Origin of the sequence: Pseudomonas agarici, from assembly GCF_001543125.1 — a bacterium.
Lineage (GTDB): Bacteria > Pseudomonadota > Gammaproteobacteria > Pseudomonadales > Pseudomonadaceae > Aquipseudomonas > Aquipseudomonas agarici.
In genome coordinates this window covers 5,435,280-5,455,161 of record NZ_CP014135.1, presented here as the reverse complement: position 1 = coordinate 5,455,161, position 19,882 = coordinate 5,435,280, and the positions used below count along the sequence as shown (strand labels likewise).

General features: G+C 53.0%; 14 protein-coding genes and 3 pseudogenes. 12 read left to right on the top strand and 5 right to left on the bottom strand.

The window, feature by feature from the left end; translation table 11 throughout:
* Window positions 1-4 precede the first annotated feature (4 nt).
* Genes AWM79_RS23885 through AWM79_RS23865 form a run of 5 tightly spaced genes read left to right on the top strand, consistent with a single transcriptional unit; the run spans window position 5 to window position 4,955 of the window.
* Complete coding sequence (locus AWM79_RS23885; RefSeq protein ID WP_017134407.1) at window positions 5-1,213, top strand: CaiB/BaiF CoA transferase family protein; 1,209 nt, start codon at window positions 5-7, stop codon at window positions 1,211-1,213.
* A 60-nt stretch (window positions 1,214-1,273) separates the two neighbouring features.
* Window positions 1,274-2,275 (top strand): TRAP transporter substrate-binding protein DctP, encoded by a 1,002-nt coding sequence (gene dctP, locus AWM79_RS23880; protein WP_082712672.1) that lies wholly within the window; start codon window positions 1,274-1,276, stop codon window positions 2,273-2,275.
* A 55-nt stretch (window positions 2,276-2,330) separates the two neighbouring features.
* Window positions 2,331-2,849 (top strand): TRAP transporter small permease subunit, encoded by a 519-nt coding sequence (locus AWM79_RS23875; RefSeq protein WP_017134405.1) that lies wholly within the window; start codon window positions 2,331-2,333, stop codon window positions 2,847-2,849.
* Window positions 2,837-4,153 (top strand): TRAP transporter large permease, encoded by a 1,317-nt coding sequence (locus tag AWM79_RS23870; protein ID WP_017134404.1) that lies wholly within the window; start codon window positions 2,837-2,839, stop codon window positions 4,151-4,153. Before AWM79_RS23875 ends, AWM79_RS23870 begins: the two co-directional genes overlap by 13 nt.
* Window positions 4,154-4,211: 58 nt before the next feature.
* Window positions 4,212-4,955, top strand: coding sequence for an enoyl-CoA hydratase/isomerase family protein (locus AWM79_RS23865; RefSeq protein WP_060783900.1), 744 nt, complete (start codon window positions 4,212-4,214; stop codon window positions 4,953-4,955).
* A 65-nt stretch (window positions 4,956-5,020) separates the two neighbouring features.
* On the opposite strand, the gene AWM79_RS23860 is transcribed toward AWM79_RS23865, so the two are convergent.
* Complete coding sequence (locus tag AWM79_RS23860; RefSeq protein WP_060783899.1) at window positions 5,021-5,992, bottom strand: hypothetical protein; 972 nt, start codon at window positions 5,990-5,992, stop codon at window positions 5,021-5,023.
* 2,600 nt (window positions 5,993-8,592) lie between these two features.
* Window positions 8,593-9,159 (bottom strand): hypothetical protein, encoded by a 567-nt coding sequence (locus AWM79_RS23850; protein ID WP_156430149.1) that lies wholly within the window; start codon window positions 9,157-9,159, stop codon window positions 8,593-8,595.
* Window positions 9,160-9,539: 380 nt separating this feature from the next.
* Here AWM79_RS23850 and AWM79_RS23845 point away from each other — a divergent pair.
* Window positions 9,540-9,811, top strand: a pseudogene (locus AWM79_RS23845) (type II toxin-antitoxin system ParD family antitoxin).
* A gap of 17 nt (window positions 9,812-9,828) precedes the next feature.
* On the top strand, window positions 9,829-10,170 hold the full coding sequence (locus tag AWM79_RS24755) for a type II toxin-antitoxin system RelE/ParE family toxin (protein ID WP_244159673.1): 342 nt from the start codon (window positions 9,829-9,831) through the stop codon (window positions 10,168-10,170).
* A 205-nt stretch (window positions 10,171-10,375) separates the two neighbouring features.
* Here the strand turns inward: AWM79_RS24755 and AWM79_RS26195 are convergent, their stop codons facing one another.
* A complete protein-coding gene (locus AWM79_RS26195) occupies window positions 10,376-10,504 on the bottom strand; it encodes a hypothetical protein (RefSeq protein ID WP_482211631.1) in 129 nt (42 codons plus the stop codon).
* 1,303 nt (window positions 10,505-11,807) lie between these two features.
* Here AWM79_RS26195 and AWM79_RS23840 point away from each other — a divergent pair.
* The 5 genes from AWM79_RS23840 (at window position 11,808) to leuS (ending at window position 19,267) form a co-directional block, all read left to right on the top strand.
* Window positions 11,808-13,046: an aminotransferase class I/II-fold pyridoxal phosphate-dependent enzyme gene (locus AWM79_RS23840; RefSeq protein ID WP_017134396.1), complete on the top strand. Its 1,239-nt coding sequence runs from the start codon at window positions 11,808-11,810 to the stop codon at window positions 13,044-13,046.
* 110 nt (window positions 13,047-13,156) lie between these two features.
* Entirely contained in the window at window positions 13,157-14,374 is a 1,218-nt protein-coding gene (locus tag AWM79_RS23835; protein ID WP_060783895.1) for an ATP-grasp domain-containing protein, read from the top strand.
* Window positions 14,371-15,450: an MFS transporter gene (locus AWM79_RS23830; protein ID WP_060783894.1), complete on the top strand. Its 1,080-nt coding sequence runs from the start codon at window positions 14,371-14,373 to the stop codon at window positions 15,448-15,450. The genes AWM79_RS23835 and AWM79_RS23830 overlap by 4 nt, the downstream gene beginning before the upstream one ends.
* A 50-nt stretch (window positions 15,451-15,500) precedes the next feature.
* Window positions 15,501-16,562: a fatty acid desaturase family protein gene (locus AWM79_RS23825; protein WP_017134393.1), complete on the top strand. Its 1,062-nt coding sequence runs from the start codon at window positions 15,501-15,503 to the stop codon at window positions 16,560-16,562.
* 110 nt (window positions 16,563-16,672) lie between these two features.
* Complete coding sequence (leuS, locus tag AWM79_RS23820; RefSeq protein ID WP_060783893.1) at window positions 16,673-19,267, top strand: leucine--tRNA ligase; 2,595 nt, start codon at window positions 16,673-16,675, stop codon at window positions 19,265-19,267.
* A gap of 136 nt (window positions 19,268-19,403) precedes the next feature.
* On the opposite strand, the pseudogene AWM79_RS24740 reads toward leuS, so the two are convergent.
* A pseudogene (locus AWM79_RS24740) lies at window positions 19,404-19,596 on the bottom strand (tyrosine-type recombinase/integrase); the annotation flags it as partial.
* Window positions 19,577-19,858, bottom strand: a pseudogene (locus tag AWM79_RS24735) (IS3 family transposase); the annotation flags it as partial. The pseudogenes AWM79_RS24735 and AWM79_RS24740, both read right to left, overlap by 20 nt.
* Window positions 19,859-19,882 lie beyond the last annotated feature (24 nt).

The window sequence follows — 19,882 nt, the reverse complement described above, 5'->3', positions numbered from 1 at the left end:
CTCCATGCAATTGCCTCTTTCCGGCGTCAAGGTACTCGATCTGACTCGCGCATTATCCGGCCCTTTTTGCTCCATGATCCTGGCGGATCTGGGAGCCGAGGTCATCAAGGTCGAACCCACCCCCCATGGCGACATGATCCGCCAATGGGGGCCGTTTGATGGCGATATAAGCGTCTATTATCTTAGCGCCAACCGAAACAAGAAGGACATTGGGGTCGATTTCCGTCAGGCTGAGGGATTGGCCTTGATCAAGGAACTGGCACTGAAATCGGATGTGGTCGTGGAAAACTTCAAAGTGGGCACCATGGCTGCCATGGGACTGAGTTATGAAACACTCTGCGCCCACCGTCCGGAACTCATCTACGCCTCCATCTCCGGCTTTGGCAGCACGGGTCCCGCCAGGAACTGGCCCGGATTCGACCAGATCGCGCAGGGCTATTCCGGCTTCATGAGCTTGACCGGCACGCCGGAATCAGGCCCGACTCGAGTGGGCACCGCCATCGGCGATCTTACTGCCGGCATGTGGGTCGCGATGGGGGTGTTGGCGGCCTATATCGAGCGCCAGCGTAGCGGTCGTGGCCAACAGGTTGAGACCTCCTTGCTGGCCAGCCTGATCGGATTGCTCAGCGTTCAGGGTCAACGCTACCTGAGCGTTGGCGAAATTCCCGGCCCATCAGGCAACGTTCATCCAGTGATCGCCCCCTACGGCACATTCGAGACCGCCGATGGCCCGCTGAATCTGGCACCGGCGGCCCAGGATATGTGGATTCGCCTTTGCCATATTCTGGAGTTGCCGCAACTGACGCAAGACAGCCGCTTCAAGACCAACGCCGAGCGCATGCACAATAGCCTGGCGCTCAAGGCATTGCTCGAAGGCAGTTTGCGCAAGAAAACCCGCATGGAATGGACCTCGGCGATGATCGAGGCCGGCATACCGGCGGGGCCTATCAACACGTTGGAAGACGTATTCAATGACGAACAGGTGATCGCTTGCGGCTTGGTTGAAACCGTTGAACATCCACTACTCGGCGCACTGAAACAGGTGGCTCTGCCAATAAAAATGGCTTCGCTGGCGCAAGGCTCCGTGCGTACCGCCCCGCCTTTGTTTGGTCAGCATACAAAGCAAGTGCTGGCCGATTACGGTCTCTCGCCAGAAACAATCGCGCAATTGTTAGAAAAGAAAGTGGTGCATCAATGTAACCGTTCATTCTGAGCAGCACGAACGATAAGCCGTCTATGGTCAGAGTGTTATTAATAATAAAAACGGAGATCAATGATGAAATTCATGAACCTGGCGTTATTGGCAACCAGCGTGCTGATGTTGGGCACAGCTCAAGCCGAAACACTGAAGCTGACCCATCAATGGCCGCAGGGCGATGGCCGTGACAAAGGCGCGCGGCAATTTGCCGACGAAGTCGTCAAACGCGATCCTTCGTTCAAGTTCCGGATTTATCCAGGCGCTTCGCTGATCAGCAACCCGATCAAGCAAATCGATGCGCTGGCGGGCGGTTCGATCGATCTGGCAATTTTTCCGCTGATCTACGGCGTGGGCAAAGCACCTGAATTTTCCATCACAATCCTGCCAGGAGCCGTCAGCAGCGTGCAGGATGCCATGCGTTTCAAAGGCACCGACTATGAAACGCAATTGCAGGCAGTCGCCGAGAAGCAGGGCTTTCATATTTTGACCTGGTGGTGGACAGAAGGTGGCATCGCCAACCGGATACGGCCAACCACCACACCGCAAACCGTTCAGGGCCTGAAGTTCAGGGGGGCCGACCGAACCGTGGACACCGTCCTGGAGAAAGCCGGCGCTTCGGTATACGCCATGCCATCCACCGAGCTGTACAACGCGATGCAAAGCGGCGTGCTGGACGGCTTGATGACCTCGTTTGAAACCTTGATGAGCATGCGTCTGTATGAGCAGGTCAAATACGCAACGCTGGGCGGTGATTACACAATATTCGTGGTGTTTCAGCCATTGGTGATCTCGACAAGGGCGTGGAATGCGCTGACCCTGGAACAGAAGAAGATCTTCGAACAGGCTGCCGACGCCACGCTGGCCGACTTCAATGCCGATCAGGACAAGATCAAAGCCGAGGTGGTCGCCAGGTTCAAGGCCGCGAAAGTCGACGTGCGGCAAATGTCGAAGGACGAATACGACCAATGGCTGACCCTGGCCAAAAACACTGCATGGCCCGCCTATGCCAGCATCAGCCCGCAAGCCAAGCGTCTTTTGGAGGCCGTGGAACAACTCAGCCAAACCGCCCAGAAGTGAAGGCAGGCGGATGAGCCGCCCGATCCGTTCAACAATAATAAAAGCGGAGACGAACATGCATAGCTTTGATCGCTGGATAACCCGTGTCAGCACTGCCCTGGCCGTACTTTCGGCCGGACTGCTGCTGGCGGCGACCCTGATCATCACGTGGATGGTGTTCAAGCGTACCATTGGCCTGCAGAACTCATGGGAACTGGAGCTTTCGATTGAACTGATGATCGCGGCGATTTTCCTGGCATCGCCCTACACGCTAGCCACTGGCGGTCACGTCAAGATGGACCTGTTGAGTGTCATTCTGCCGGAGCGATTCAAGTACATGCTGGCACTGATAGCACAACTGTGTGCCTGCTTGATTTGCCTGTATCTGGCCTGGGAAGGATGGCGCATGACTCAGCACGCCTTCGTCACCGCGGAGCGCGCCCTGGGGATCTGGCAGCCTCTGGCCTGGCCCAAATACGCCACGATTGCGTTGGGCATGCTGATCACCGCCCTGCAGTACGTGAGCTGCATGCATCAAGCCTATTGCCTGCGTCGTGATGCACATGAGAAGGAGGTTGCAGCATGTCTGAATTAGAACTTGGCGCGTTGCTGTTCGTGGTGACCTTTGCCGTGCTGTTTTCCGGCATCCCGATTGCGTTCGGGCTGATTCTGGTGTCCGTGGCCTTCCTTTATTGCTTCGGAGACTTGAACGGTCTTGCGGCGATACCCACTACCTTCGTCGGCGAACTGTCCAACTTCGCGCTGTTGACCATCCCGTTATTCGTGCTGCTGGGCTGCGCCATCGGCGCCTCTCGTGCGGGCAAGGACCTGTACGATTCGTTGCATCGCTGGATGTGCGCAATTCCCGGTGGCCTGGTTATCGCCAACATCATGGGGACTGGCCTGTTTGCCGCGATGTGCGGCTCCAGCCCCGCCACCGCTGCCGCCATCGGGCGTGTAGGTATTCCAGAAATGATCCGCCGAAATGTCCCCCCGCGCCTGGCTACAGGTGCGATTGCCGCAGGTGGCACGCTGGGCATTCTGATTCCGCCGTCGCTGACTTTCATCATCTACGGCATCATCACCCATACCTCCATCGCACGCCTGTTCCTGGCCGGCGTCGTGCCCGGCATCATGCTGTTGGTGATCTTCGCCGTGTATGCCTGGGCCAGCAGCTATCGCCAACTGCGCAATGACCCGCAGCAGGTGACAGAACGCTACACACTCAGCGAGAAGATGTCGGGGCTGATCCGCATTCTGCCGTTCCTGGCCATCATCATTTCGGTGACGGTGGTCATGTATGGCGGTTTTGCCACGCCTTCCGAAGTGGCTGCAATTGCCGCCTTTCTGGCCCTGGTGCTGGTGGTCGTGGTGTACCGGACATGGCATCTGGCCGAACTCTGGACAATCATGCGCGAGGCTGTGCGCGAGTCCTGCATGATTCTGATGATCGTGGCCGGCGCGGCGGTGTATGCCTACATGATGTCCTATCTCTACATCACGCAAAGCCTGGCGCAATGGATGTTCAGTTGGAACCTGAGCAATTGGGAGCTGATTCTGGTGCTCAACGTGTTCCTGCTGATTGCCGGTTTCTTTCTGCCGGCAGTCTCGATCATCCTGATGAGCATGCCAGTGATTCTGCCGGTGCTGGTGCATAGCAATATCGATCTGATCTGGTTCGCGGTGATGCTGACGATCAACCTGGAAATCGGCCTGATCCATCCGCCCATGGGGCTCAATCTGTTCGTAATCCGTGGCGTGGCGCCGCAGGTTGCGCTGCGCGACATCATGATGGGCGCCTTGCCCTTCGTCGCCATTCTGCTGGCCTTTATCGTGCTGCTGGCGATAGTCCCAGGCATCGCCACCGGGTTACCCGATCTGTTGATGGGGCCTGCCTGAGCCACGCACATGACCGACAGATCCGGTACCACGACCAATCACCCTGCGAGGAAGACCAATGCCTGATTTGAAAGAAGATGGTGTGCCACAGCTGACACTGAAGGGTGCAGTGGCAACCCTCACACTGTGTCGCCCTAGCCAGCACAATCGTATCGCACCACAAGACTGTGATGTGATCAGCCACCACCTACGGCAACTTGAGAAGACGCCTGAATTGCGCTTGCTGATCATCACCGGCAGCGCAAGCAAAACCTTCAGCTCCGGCTATACGCTGGGAGCAATCAAGGACCAACTCGACAGCCGCTTTGAAAACATGCTGGATCACCTCGAACGTTTTCCATTGCCGACGCTGTGTGTGCTCAATGGCAGCGTCTATGGGGGCGCCACCGATCTGGCGTTGTGCTGCGACTTACGGATCGGCTTGCGCGGCACCCGCATGTTCATGCCAGCCGCCCGTATCGGTTTGCATTATTACCCCGGCGGCATACGGCGCTACGTCACTCTGTTAGGTCTGGCGGCGGCCAAAAAACTGTTCCTGACGGGCCTTAGCATCGACGACGACGAAATGCTGCGCATCGGTTTTCTGCACGAGCGGGTAGCCGCCGATGAGCTAGAGGCCACCGTCCGCCGGTACATCGACGGCATTCTTGAGGGCGAAACCAACGTGCTCATCACCATGAAGGCCGACTTGATGGCACAAGCGGCCAATACCGCGGACGAAGCCGTGATGCGCAGCCACTATGATCAATCGCTGAAATCAGCCAGCCTCGCCGCACGGTTGCAGGCGCTGGAAAAACTGTAGCGGCTGACTAACCTGTCCGGCCAGCTTGCCTTTGTCGAAGCTCTCATTGCGAAACAAAGGCTTCGTTAATCTTCATTGAGGAGAATAGGCAATATTTCGTTTAAGCCTGTTAAGTCGCGGTCAAGGTGTATGACTGTAGGGTTGTTGCAATTGCTTTCTGCCACTTTCAACCTTATTTTTCTATCCACGGCAGGAGGAGGGCAATAAGCAAGCGAAACTGCAAATCCGCTCAAAAATTCAACCGTCGAGTTAAGAATGAACGCCTGCCTACCAAGCAATGGGTGCATTCCTTGGAGTGGGAATATCCCGTCATTAGCACGCGTATTAGCCGCTACAAAATGCTCATTTTCAATAACACCATCTTCTTCAATCTGAAGAGTATCCTCATTAAAGTAGATTCGGCGTGCTAGCCTGACTTGCGCATTGGTAATCCCTCCGAAGGCAACCCATTCTCTTTGGTATCGAAAGGCCGATCGCGCGAAAGCAATGTCTCGTCGACTCTCATCTTCTGGAGGATTCCGCTCCAAAGCCTCCATATAACGATCGACCTCATAGAAATTCTGCTCTGCTCGTATTTCATATATATAAAGCGGGCGGACCCGCTGAGTTGGCGGAGTAAGCCGGAATCTCGTCTGCGCAACTTGACGTGCAGCTTCCAGCGTTTCTGCTGTTGCGACAAAAGCAGAGCCCTCTGGGCCTAGTTGCCTCAGGCTTACCCCTAAAACATGAGCCAATAAATAGTCGTTTTCTCCCCAAGGAGCAAAAGCCTTAGTGTTTTCCGTAGAAAAAATTTCATCAGGCGGTCGGTCATCAACCCGATAGACCTTCTTTGGGGGTGCGGCCAGTACGCTGGAAAAAAACAAAATAGAAAGTAAAAAAATCGCGCCCCTGGCCTTCGTGAAAAAATGCTGCGATTTCATACTTTGAGCATTAGGGATGAGACCAAGAGCTTTCAATGAATAAACTAAAAGACCTGTTTTAAAAAAATTCGACATTTCATATAATCTGCAGAGAATCATCTCAACACCCAAGAACATGTATCTCTCTCCAATATTCATTCGAACCAGCCAGATTAACCAATAACCCTAACCACCATCAACAGAATAGAACGGCAGATTATTTATAATTATCTTATTCATTTCTCCGTTGCTGCAATACTCATCAATTTTTACCTCTCGACCGGTAGCATATGCTGTTAGCAATATCGAAACCATAATCCGCCCGCCTATCTTGTCCACGCCATACTTTGGACTCAGCTTCACCTTATAGCTTGGGTATCCCTTTATTGTAAAAGTCGGATAATACATATCATTACTATACTCAATAGAATCTACCGGGCCGGATTTCGGCGGGCATTTATATTCATCAGAGTAGGTATACGCGCACGAAAAAATTGTCACAATTACGACAAAAAAATTTAATTTATTTAGGAAAATCATGATGTACCATTGTTAACAGTGCAACTAATCAGAGAGAAATAGTTAGATGCGATTATGAAAAATAAGGCCTTAGGTTTTATAGCTGATACGAACTTTATTTACATGCCCATCTCCCTCGCAATATCCAACATACACATCCGACCCTGTCACGTATGCCGTTAACACTATTGCCGTCATGACCTTTCCATAACTCTTATCGATACCATAATCTGGGCTTATCAACATCCAATCATACGGATAATCAACCAACACAAAAGAGAGATAATTAAAATCGTTATCAAAATGAACCCTATCTATTTTGCCAATCTTGTTCGGCGCTCGCGCGCACGAATTTGCATACAAGTCGGTGGACACCAGAAAAAACAAACACAAGATAATCAACCTGCAAACATACATTACTACACCTCACCAAATAGGCTCACCGCATTCATGACTGGATATATTTCCTGGCTGGGTTAGTAGCATAGTTGCCGCGCCTCTATAGAACAAGCCTTCACCCACCGCAACTACAGTTTAGAACTTTGAAAAATACTTTTCCCTAGTAATTTTTATAGTTTTCCCCTGTACCAGGATAATTGTCATCTGACCGGACTCATCAAAGCGCGTGGCACCAAGTAGCGTATTACTGAACTGGAGCGCGAGCTGCGGGCAAGGAAAAGGCACTGGCGCAGGCCGTGGCCATTCTGGGGCTGAGCAAACACTCACTGTTACTTGGGGGGCGACGACAGGGACCGCTAACCTCGTCGCCAGAATGGCTGCAATTCGTTGACTGGTTAGCTGAAGCCGTCGCTGGAGAGCTGGGCGCAACGCTGGACAGAAGAGGACGTTATGCAAACCGAGGCACGAACTACAACGGTACGCGCCACGCCGGTCAGTGCCCTGAGCCAGGACGAGCGTGACGCCCTATAATCAGACGCTCTATCGTACAAATCGGCGATACTGAGGTTAGCCAGAAATACATGACTACTTCAGGCCATTCCAGATATGCATGGCCGCCCAGAAAAATTCAGTTATTTTAAAGTAGCATACTCTCACTGAATTCATCTTATCTTCTCTAAAACTATGAATATTACTAGGGAAAAATCCGTTTCCGAGCCCGATAATATGTAGACATGAAACATGGCATCCTGCTGAGCAGCAGCATAACAACCATACCTTTATCTGATTAATACCAGCGCCATCACGAGTTTGCCATGAGCGATGTAACCCCCTGCCCTCCCTATTTTAACAAGGTGAATCCCCAATGCGCTTTATGAGGTTAATGTGTTTGTGTTATCTGTTTCTGGCATCTGCTGAATCATATGCGGCCTACTCGTGTGCACCGGCGCCCAATAAGGTTGGAAAAATTGATAGAATCAGTTTCTCCAACAATGAAGATCATGTCAGATTTACCATAATTAACTACCCATACAACTGGATGGCACTAAGTCCAAAATATGACATAAATACGGACTATGGGCGCACTATGATGGAAATATTACGAGCAGCGTTTGCCACAGGTTCGAACGTTGATATTCACTGCACGAATGGAGAGGTTAATAAAATCCGTATCAGCTACCAACCCTGATATTTTGCCTTCAAGAAAAATCTTGTCTACTTCTAAAATTTTCACCTTGCCAAACACTGGTGCGCCATGACCTCGCTAAAATCAGCCATATGCATTCTCTTTTTAACAGCCCTCTCCTGCCTAGACGCTTACGCTGAAGAGTATAAATGTGCGAAGCAATCCAGTGCAATAGACTCTATTGAATATGATAACGAAAATTATTACCTTGTTTTTACACTTAAAAAAAGTCCAAATAATAAAATGATGCTGAGCCCATCGTATGGAGTAGATAAAGCACGCGGCCGAGCTATAGTTTTGATGTTGCTAACAGCATATGCTACCGGTCAAGAGGTCGACATTGGACCCTGTGTTGACGGGGACATGGATCAACTCACTATACAAACCCTGTCACAATCCTCTAGCGACAACCGTTAAATTTCCGATAAAGCAAATATCTGTCAACACCGGTTGAAAGCTGATCCACTAACACTTAAGGCTCTCGCGAACCATGACCAGTTTTTTCTCTAGATTCCAGCGGTGCCGTCGCTCCCACCCCACAAGCCCCCCATTTTTATCATCAAACATACCCGTTTACCTATCCCTTATAGCAATGGGGAACCGGTGCCCTGTCCTTCATGGGGCTTATTCATACTTACTCTCTGGATTTTATCGTAACCTCAATGCACGCGCCCTTCTCGTGACACTTTTTTATCATGCCATCCCATACAGTTAATTTATCGTTGTAGTTCCGTAGAACAAATGACTCACCTTCGTCAAAAGCATAGTCCTCTCCCTTGCCTTTGATAGTACCTATTCTATAAAGTGTCGCTTTCGTGGCATCGGTTGTAATTAGCTCAGCGGTATGGAAATTGGCAACTGGATATGAAGGATATTTTTTATCACTCAGCAACAAACAGTCATAACTACCCCCACTATTTTCACTATAACCAGTCCATTGGACTAATGTGAGAACATCCATGGATCCAAATAGAACCTCAGTCCTTGAGACATACACCCTAACCAAAAATCCTGACCCCGGAGGCCATTGCACAAGCACTTTTTCATCCATCTTAACGGTCGCTTTCCAACCTACGCTCGGCCTAAAATCTATGTATGTCTCTCCACTTTCATATGTACCTCTCTTATCTACAATTGCAGTAAAACAAATGTCGCAATTTTTTTTCGGGAAGGCTATCCTTGAAGATAACAGCTTGTTCAAGCTCTGAGCCAGGATTAGTACCACAAGATATTTTCATTTTTTTCACCCGCATCTATAAAGTGATCAATAAATAATATTTTGATTTCCAAAAATCATATTGAACGCTCTCTCAGGTTATTGTGTCCGCCTCTCCAAATTTCAGATTTTCTTCATACACACCCATAGATTGGCCAATTATTTTCAGAATAAACCTAGAAAATTTAATAGTTTTAGCACGTCATTTTAAAATAGTTTGAGGGGTTGTGGTGGGTTGACCTTGCCCGCAGCGCCTGATTTTATTATCGGGCAAGGCTACGGGTCGCCGACGAGGAGGATGGTGCGCGTCGTACCATCACCGACATCTTTGAGCACCTCGTACATCGCGCAAGGTGCGACTGATAATGGCGACCCCTCACCAGGAACAGGTTATCCATGACCTGGTGCAGTCCGGCCGTTATCAGAATGCCAGCGAAGTGATGCGAGAAGGTTTGCGCCTATTGGAACAGCGCCTCGCCGAAGACACCGCCAAAATTGATGCCCTGCGTCAGGCGACCTCGATCGGCATCATGGTCCTTGAGCACGGGCGCTTTACTCAGTTGAACGAAGGAGATCTGGAGCACTACCTCGGGGTTTGAACCTTGAGGCCACCCTCCCCGCGGGAGAGAAACACTGAGCATACCGCAGTAGCGGATTTCCAACGCGGCACGCGCCGACATTGTCGACATCCTCAGGCTCTCCCAGACGCAGTTCGGCGATCAAGCACGCCAGCGGTATCAGGCGCTGATCCTCTCGGCGCTGCAAGCTATTGCCGGCACGCCTTATCGCATTGGCGGCCACGACCGTGATGAGCTTGCACCGGGCCTCCGCAGCTATCGCCTCATCTATTCACTCCAGCAGGCCAAACAAACCCATGGAACGGTCAAAAGCCCACGGTATATCGTGTTCTATTGTGTGACAAACGACGACGTGATCGAGGTCGTCCGACTTCTTCATGACGCCATGGAAGTGCAATTGCACCTGCCCAACGACTGATCACCGACCTGGTCTAAAGACTTAACCGGCCATGAACAGCGAAGGTAGGCGCTCCTCTACATCTCAACCTGAGCGCCCTCGCTGTCAGCCGACTCGGCGGCCAATTGAAGCGGGAGGTTCTGGGCCCGACCGGACTATCGAGACCCACGACCAGAAACACGATGTTCAACTTTGCGTACCACTTTCAATGCTGAACAATCGCTTCCTAGGCGTTTTCCGTGGCCAGGCGCCTGGCATTACGCTTCAACTGCCGATAGACACGCGGATCGATACCCCTAGCGACCAGTGCCCCCGCATCTCGTAGGCTAATTTCAGGATAGGTAGCGAGAGAAATACGGGGTTGCTTATCCGCCCAGGAACAGCGGAAGTGCCAGCACTTGGCGCCTTTTGTATGTCATAACTGAACGTCTGCAGCCGGTTCATGCCGCTGCGCTTTTCAATCAGGTTGCCCCACGCATCGTAGGTGTACTCCTGATCCCGCCACTGCTTGATCCGGTTGTCTTTGACGTGATCAAACTGACTGGTGGAAGTTTGGCGTCGAGGCTATCAAATTCTTCTTCGACCTTAGCGGGCCTCCGCACAATAGGCCCTACTAGGCTTTTGTTCGCTACGTCGGAGATGCGACGAACCAACGAGGTGGTTTTCTTATGACCAAGAGATACAGCTGTTGTCAATGCGACAATGAAAAAGTTAAAGATGATTGCGGTATTGAAGGGTGCTGGAAGCTCATACGTGTTCTCACATAAATGCGAGCACACATTTGCAAAAAAGTGATCAGGAAATCACTATCGAAATAAATATCACCTTACCTATCCATTTCATCAGATCCTTACCTCTGGACCAAAGGCAATACTAAATTTTCAGGCCGGTCGTAAGCAAGCAAAGCCTGACGTATCTAATGATGGAGCAACGATTATAAATTCCACCATTAAAGATAATGACAACTGAACCAAACCCAATAATTACAGATTGAGCCCATTCAATTATCGAGGTAATGACTCCTTCTGCAAAATTGCATTACCCGGCTAGGGTAATGCCTGTGACCAAACGTTGCAAGAAATTGGATCCGAAAAATTATCACGGGTTTGTGACAATCAAAAAAACTCCATTATTCAGAGCGTTAACTCACGAATACGCATAACAATTTACGGCAGCTGCCTTCATGGCTATTCGGACTAACAAGCCTCTATTTTTGACATGGCGCAGGCATACAACAAGCATTTCTTGAATTGAATCTATACGCCCTTGCGAGCTTTTCTACAATCCAGCCGACGCCATCGAAAACATCAACGGTTTTCCAACGAACCAAAATGCTTGGGCCTAGCACACTCCAAAACCGTATACCAAAGCCTAGATGTTGCCATCTCATGCGCCAAAGATTAGATAATTCAACAAAAATTACCCTCGGCGTTACTATTCAAAGACTCCCTTGTTTTTTTTAAATAACCGCTTGACATGAAAGTTAGGCTTTGGCCATATGTGACCTTGCTTAGCCGACTACTCAACTCTTGGTAGTGACCAGCATCTGAGAAGCAAATCAGTTTGTTCACGATGAATCCTTATCGGTGTCTGGCAGCGCTCGGCGCATACGCAAAGGCAATTTTTATTGATGCTTGACCCAAGCTAATGGAAGGCTTATGTCTGACTTGAAGAATCAATATATTAATACCGCAAGGACGGTCGAAATTGGCAATCCCTCCTGGCAACTCGCACAGAACTCCGGGTTGACCGATTTGAGTGTCAGACATGTCGAGCGCAGCCGCATGATTGATCATAATGGGCACGCGTTCATGAACATGTGCTCCTGTTCGTATCTTGGGCTGGAAATCGACCCACGCCTGGCCAGATGGGCTGCGGACTATGTACTACAAAGTGGCACTGTCAACCTGCCAACTTCCCGCATCCGGATCCGCCTGAAAGAACTGGATGAACTGGAGCAGGCCATGTCTGCCCACTTCAAGTGTAGCGCTTTCACCGCAACCTCATGCAGCGCGGGGATCGTCGCATCGCTGCCATTACTGGCAGGCGGAATTTTTACGGATGGGCAACGCCCGTTCATGATCTTCGACAAGCATGCGCACTTTGCCTTGAACCAAGTCAAAGCGGTCTGTGGTGACGAGACTCAAGTGGTTACCTGCAACCACAATGATGTCGACTTCATTGAGGAAATGTGCAAACTCCACCCGTTGGTCGCCTATGTTGCCGACGGGGCCTACAGCATGGGCGGCAGCGCACCGATCGAGCGTCTCCTGCAACTGCAGGACAAGTACGGGCTATTCCTCTATTTTGACGACTCGCACTCGTTGAGCGCCTATGGCGAGAAGGGCGAGGGCTACATTCGCACCTTTATGCCGGAACTCAATCCACGGACAATACTGGTGTATTCCTTGGCCAAGGCCTTCGGGGCCAACGGCGGTGGAATTTTCATGTCCGAACGGGCGAATTACCAACAGGTCTTCCGCCGCTTCGGCGGACCGATGTCCTATTCACAGTATGTCAATCCAGCCACCATCGGTGCCTCAATGGCTTCGCTGGATATTCATCAATCTCCCGAACTAGGTGCACTACAGAAAAAGCTCAACTCCAACATCCAGCTGTTCGACAGCCTGTTCCCTACTGAGCATGCGGGGTCTGGCTTGCCGATTCGCGTCGTTCCTCTGGACAGCCCCGACATGGCGATAGGAGTTTCCGAGGGTGTGTTCAAGCGCGGCTACTACACCTCTGCCGTGTTCTTCCCGATTGTAGCCAGAAACAAGTCAGGGCTGCGCGTGATGATGCGTGCTGACATGTCTCATGAGGACATCCATGGTTTCTGTGCGGCCGTACGCGCCGAGGTCGAGCGAGCCCGTCAGGGTTTGCCGGTTGCCCATGGTTGAGTGCATGACGATGAACCGTATTCCGGTGGGCAGCAATAGTCGTTGGATCACACGACTCAAGGATGGATCGATGTTGTCTTTGAAACCCTATGGCTAGGAAGCCAAGTGCTATGAAGTCTATTTTACTGCTCGATGTTGGTAACCCGTTATACCGTGAGTTCGCGCTAGCCTCTCTGGCGCGTCAGGCTCCGGTGGTCCTGGTGGGTACCAGCCTGCCCGAATGGGCCAAGTGCTACGTCACGCACTGGATAGATATCGACCCGGAACAGGTTGACGAGATCGCCGCCCAGGTCGAACAACGCGGTATCGACTTGTTCATGGTGGTCACCTACTACGAATTCTACGTCGAGGCTGTGGCATTGTTGTCCGCCCGCTTCGGGCTGCGTGGCAATAGCCTGGATACTGCCCGTATGAGCCGAGACAAACGCCTGATGCGCGACGCATTTGCCCGGCACGATGTGTCGTCGCCCGTATCAGTGCTCGCCATGACCGATGAGGAAATTGTCACGGCAGCACGGCAGATCGGTTTTCCGGTGGTCATCAAGCCGAGAAAGCTGGCCGGCAGCATCGGCGTTGTGCTGGCTCAAACCGAGCAGGCTCTTCAAGCGGCCATCAAGGCCAGGCAGGCTAGCGAAAAACAGATACGTACCCGCAGCGCCATCATGCACGAGACGCTGGTGGAAACCTATGTCGATGGGCCAGAAATCAGTGTTGAGAGTGTGGTGGTCGACGGCGAGGTGAATATCGTTGCCGTGACTCAGAAGCGCCTCGGCCCGCCACCTTACTTCGAGGAAATCGGTCACCTGGTCTCTTTTGAGCCGGGCGGGCAGGAACTGCCACCAGCGGTGGTGGTCTTGGTGATCGCGGCCCATCGAGCGCTGAGCGTGCAATGGGGAATCACGCATACGGAGATTCGTCTAGGCAAGGATGGTGCGAAAGTTATCGAGTTGGCGACCCGAGCCGGAGGAGATCAAATACTGAAGCTAGTAGAGCTCGCCAGCGGCCTGGATCTGTTCAAACTGTTGGTGGATGGCTTCCGAGGCGTGCCCCTGGACCTGCGATCGACGCGCCATCGAGTAGCCGCTATCGACTTCATCTACCCCCCCCGTGCGGGAGTGCTGGACAAGATACAAGCTGCCGAGATCTTACAGCCCGCAGGGATCACGTCGCAATTGGTCGTCGAGGCCGCCATCGGCAGTACCTTGGAGGTTCCGCCGCAGGCTTTTCTCGATCGAGCCGCGTTTATTATCACCCAGGCGGACACTGTGCACGCGTGCATCGCAGCAAGCACGGCGCACGTTCGTGGCATTCAGGTAGTTCTCAAATGAGAGGACTCATCAGAGGCGTGGCGCTGCCGACGACTATGCACAATATCATCGCTCTGCGTCTGCTTTTCGTCATGGCCAATGCACTGGGGCCGTTCGCTGCCTTGTTCTTCAACCGCCACTATCAGCTCGATGGCCCGGCCGTGGCGCTGGTGATTACTCTCGCATCGGCGTTCTACCTCACGGGCAATCTGTTGGGAGGAGCGTTGGCCAGTCGCTACGCCTTTCGCCCGTTGTTACTCGGTACATCTTCGTGCTCATCTATCTTTCTAGTACTCGCGATGGTGTTCACTACCCCGCACCTGTCGATCATCATGGTGCTGCTGTTCATATTGTGCGCAGGAGTAATCACGCCAACGTTCAGCATGCTGACCTCATTGGCGACCACTGACGCCAACCGCATCGCGTCCTTCGGCTATTTGCATCTGGCCAGCAACTTAGGCTCGGCACTGCTGTTTGTAATCGGTGGTTATCTACTCGGTCTGCACAGTCAGTACCTAATGGTATTCGCCGCTAGTCTGAGCGTTGCGTGCTTACTGGCAAGTGCCCTGCTAGCGCTGCCCGAGCGACTGGTTCATGGACCGCAGGCGCGACAGGGGATCTTGCGCGACATGATAGACATGCCAAAGATCGTGGTCGTTGCCGGAGCACTATTTTTCGCGTTGTCGATACTGGACGCGCAGCGTGAGTATCAGTTGCCACTTTGGCTAGATCTGAGGGCCGTTGACAGCTCAGCGAGCACGTTCGCAACCATAGGGCTCGTTAATGCGTTACTGGTCATCCTGATTACTCAACCCTTGATCGCCTTGACCTTTCGATTCAGCACGCTCACCAATCTGGCCATGGCGAGCATTTTCTACGGTATCGGATTTGGCGCTTACGCGTTCTTCGAGCATGCCGCGCTGATCCTGTCATTCGTCTTCTTCTGGACGATGGGGGAGATTCTTGGCATCACCCATATCACCGCGCTGAGCTGGAGCCTCTACGGATTGTTTGGGCTTGCACTAGGAAGTGCCTGCCTGTTTGCTGTGGTCCGGGGAGTTTCGACTTCGCAGGTTTCTTCATCGCGAAGCAGTTGAGCCGGGAGGCTCGTTCGTTTCAGACATCAAAAGGAAAAGGTGTATTCAGCATGAGTGAGGTACCGCCGCAAGACCTGTATGACCGCTTGTACCGTGGCAATCCGAGTCTGGTCAAAACCCGTGATTTCGAAGACGTCGACGTTAGGACTAACAACCTGATCTTTGCATTTCTGGTGCTGGTCAACCTTTACCAGTTCTTCATCGCCCCTCTGCTGTTATCGATAACCCCCTGGTTCATGCTGACCCTGCTACCGACCCTTCTGTTCTCTTCGACTACAGGTGTGATGGTGCATGAAGCGATCCATGGATTGCTGCATTCGGATGCTCGCAGAAACCGGCGCATGGGGCAGGTAATGGCGGTATTCATGGGCATCGCCTATGACTTGCAACGTTTCGATCATCTGCGCCATCACCGTATCAGCCGTACAGAGAATGATTGCGATGAGATCTATATCGCTCCTCATCCATCGAGGCGCAGGGTATTAAACTATTACTATCGCAAGTTGTTTGGTGCCTACTGGCATGATTTCGTACTAAGTGCGGTCGTATGTTTCCTGCCAATCCGATTCATCTTTCCGATCATGAGTTTCATCTACGGCTCGACAATTGAGCAGGCAGATCATTCGGCTTTATCCATCACCCTGCGCAACAAGAAGTTGAGTGCGCTGCGTACCGAGGGTGCATGTATCTTGCTGTTGTTGGGCTGCAGTGCTTATTTATATGACGGCAACTTGTGGGTGCTAGTGGTTCTCTACTTGCTCAGAGCCTTAATTCTCACGGTGCTGGACAGCTTTGCCCACTACCAGACCCCAATCAATGACTCGCTGTTCGCACGCAACGTGAAGGTACCGATTTTCTTCGAGCGAGTGTGTTTGATGAACTTTAACTACCATGGCGCTCATCATATTTTCCCCACAGTTCCATGGCGCAAAATCCCACAATATATGCATCTTTTTGAGCCTGATTTCTGCTTGATTACCCACGGTAGCCTGTTACGGTCACTGAAAGCCAAATATAAGCCGCCTCGGGCCTTCAGTGTGTGGCCCAATGGCTGGTTGGCAGGAGGCCGTAAAGAGAAAGAAGGCTGCTCGAATCCGACCGGCTTGTCCTAAGCACCTGCACCGGCGTCAGGTGAAGTTCAGTCGACCGAGTGATGTCCAACAAAAACACATGAGTCGAGCAGTTGATTGCCACTCGGCGCCAGTAACATTGAGGAGTGCCTATGCGGCAGCAGTATGATCCAGTCTGGGTTGAAAGCACGGTTCAAGCCAAATGGCTTCGCGATGAAGTCTTCAAGGCTGTCGAAGACGAGAGTCGGCCAAAATTCTATGCCTGCTCCATGCTGCCCTACCCATCCGGGAAATTGCATATGGGCCATGTGCGTAATTACACGATCAATGACATGTTGGCCCGTCACTTGCGCATGAAGGGCTATAACGTTCTGATGCCGATGGGGTGGGATGCATTCGGCCTGCCGGCTGAAAATGCCGCCATGCAGTCGGGAGTGCCCCCGGCCGAATGGACACGGATGAACATCGCCGATATGAAATCGCAGATGCAACCGCTCGGCCTGGCGTTCGACTGGTCAAGGGAAATCGCCACCTGCGATCCGCAATACTACAAGTGGAACCAGTGGTTTTTCCTGAGGCTGCTGGAAAAGGGCTTGGCCTACAAGAAAACCCAGGTCGTCAACTGGGACCCCGTCGATCAGACCGTGCTAGCCAATGAGCAGGTGGTGGATGGGCGGGGTTGGCGATCCGGGGCACTGGTAGAGAAACGCGAGATTCCCGGCTATTACCTGCGCATCACGCAGTATGGCGAAGAGTTGCTGTCGGCCATCGATACCCTGGACGGCTGGCCTGACATGGTTCGCAGCATGCAGCGCAACTGGATTGGCAAGACCAGTGGCGTGCGCCTGGCCTTCCTGCACGGGATCGAAGATGCCGGCGGGCAGTTGATCGACGCGGGTAAGCTGTGGGTGTTCACCACGCGCGTCGAAACGCTGATGGGTGTGACGTTCTGCGCTATCTCTCCTGATCATCCCTTGGCCAAGCGAGCCATCGAGCTCGAACCTGGCCTCGAACCACAAGTGCAGGTGTACCGGCAGTCGGCACAGGCCAGCCCTGCAGCCGGCGCACAGGCGAAACTTGGCATTTGGAGCGGCTTGCATGTCGAGCATCCATTAACCGGGGAACCGATCGCCGTCTGGATCACCAATTATGTGCTCGGTGAATATGGCGAAGGCGCCTTGATGGGAGTGCCGGCCCACGATGAGCGTGATTTCGACTTTGCCCGCCAATACGGCTTGCCCATGCGGCCTGTCATCGCCTTCAAAGGGGCGGCTCATGACCCTGCCGCATGGTCGGATAGCTACGCCAGCAGGGAAGGTCGCCTGATCAATTCCGGCGCCTACGATGGCCTCACGGTGGATATGGCGTCCGTGGCGATCGTCGATGCCCTGGCCGAGCGCGGATGCGGCGAGCACGCCACAACTTGGCGTTTGAGGGACTGGGGCATCTCCCGGCAGCGCTACTGGGGAACACCGATTCCAATTATCCATTGCGAACACTGCGGCGATGTGCCGGTACCTTATGCAGATCTGCCAGTGGTATTGCCGACTGACTGCATTCCCGACGGCAGTGGCAATCCGTTGGAGCAGCATGATGCGTTTCGACACGTCGCGTGTCCGCGTTGTGCCGCACCCGCATTGCGGGAGACGGACACCATGGATACCTTCGTCGACTCTAGCTGGTACTTCATGCGCTACTGCGACCCGGACTGCCACACCTCGATGGTCGGGCCTGGCAGTCGCTACTGGATGCCCATCGACCAGTACATCGGCGGCATAGAGCACGCAGTGCTGCATCTGCTCTATGCCAGGTTCTGGACTAGGGCGATGCGCGACGAAGGGTTGGTGGACTTCAGTGAGCCGTTCAAGAACCTGTTCACCCAAGGCATGCTGCTGCGGGAGAGTTACTACCGCAAGGCCGAAGACGGCAGCCGGCGCTGGTTCTACCCCTCCGAAGTATCGGTCAACTACGATGAGAAAGGCCGCCCGGTGAGTGCCACAGCGTTCGAAGATGGCTTGCCCGTGAGTCTGGGCGGGGTGGAGAAGATGTCCAAATCTAAGAACAACGTGGTCGAGCCCAAGGACATCATCAACCGGTTCGGCGCGGACACAGCCCGACTGTTCACCATCTTCGCAGGGCCACCGGACCAGAGCACGATCTGGAGTGACAGCGGTGTTGAAGGGGCTTATCGCTTCCTGCGCCGTCTCTGGAGCGTTGCCGTTGACGAGCAAACTCGCTGGGACGAAGGTGGCGACCTGGAGACGAATACCACGCAAGCCAGCCGCGTGCGTTTCGAGATCCATGGCTTGCTGCAGCAGATTAACAACGATTATGAGCGCCTGCAGTACAACACCGTCGTTTCGGGCGCCATGAAGATGCTCAAGGTGCTTGAAGGAGCCCGCAGCGCTGGCCGCCAGGTCTGCCGGGAAACCCTGTCCATTCTCCTGCAGGTGCTCCATCCGGTAACTCCGCATATTTCCCAGGTACTCTGGGAAGCGCTGGCATTCCCTGGCGCGATCCATGACAGTGCCTGGCCGACTCCGGACAGCGAAGCCCTGAAACAGGATGAAGTGAAGATGATGGTGCAGGTAAACGGCAAGCTGCGCGGGGAGATTCTCGTCCAGGCCGACGCAGACCATGACACGATCCGTGGCCAAGCGCTCTGCGACAAGGTATTGAGTAAGTATCTAGAAGGCGCTGGAAGAATGATCGTGGTGCCTAACCGATTGGTGAACTTCATCGTCTGACGTTGTGGGCTACCTGTGAAAACCAGAAAGCCGGCATTTTCTGAAAATGCCGGCTTTTTCGTTCAGTTTCAGCGCACGCTCGTTGGAGAGCGTATCAAAGCGGCTGAAACGAATATACCTGTTGCCGCTGATGCGGTTAGTATTTTACTCGAAACGTCGGTGACGTCCTTCGGCCGATTTTGCCGGCGATCACAGATCCGTGTCGTGCTGATATTTGCGCGGCCCAGCCAAGCCTGGACCTTGGCGATGTCCGCCTCATGCTCCACGGCATTGGTTGCGGCCGTAGCGCGCAAACCGTACACGCCGAGGCCGACGACCTCGATGCCGGCCACACTCTTCACCGACCTCTCGCAGATCGTCATGGATTTTGCGATAGCCATACACTCCGCCGCTCTCCAGCCATGAATGCTTGATCAAACCCAGCAATCGCTGGTCGTCTTTAGCGCGTGCAGATTGCGGCTCAGACAACCAGGCGTAATAACCGCTGGGGTGGACTTTCAGAGTCAGGCAAAGCCGTCGAATGGAATAGTCGCCCGCGCGCTGCTTGATAAAGGCGTACTTCAGCCGCACTCCTTGGCAAAGTACGCGGCGGTCTTCCTAAGAAACACCCTCCGT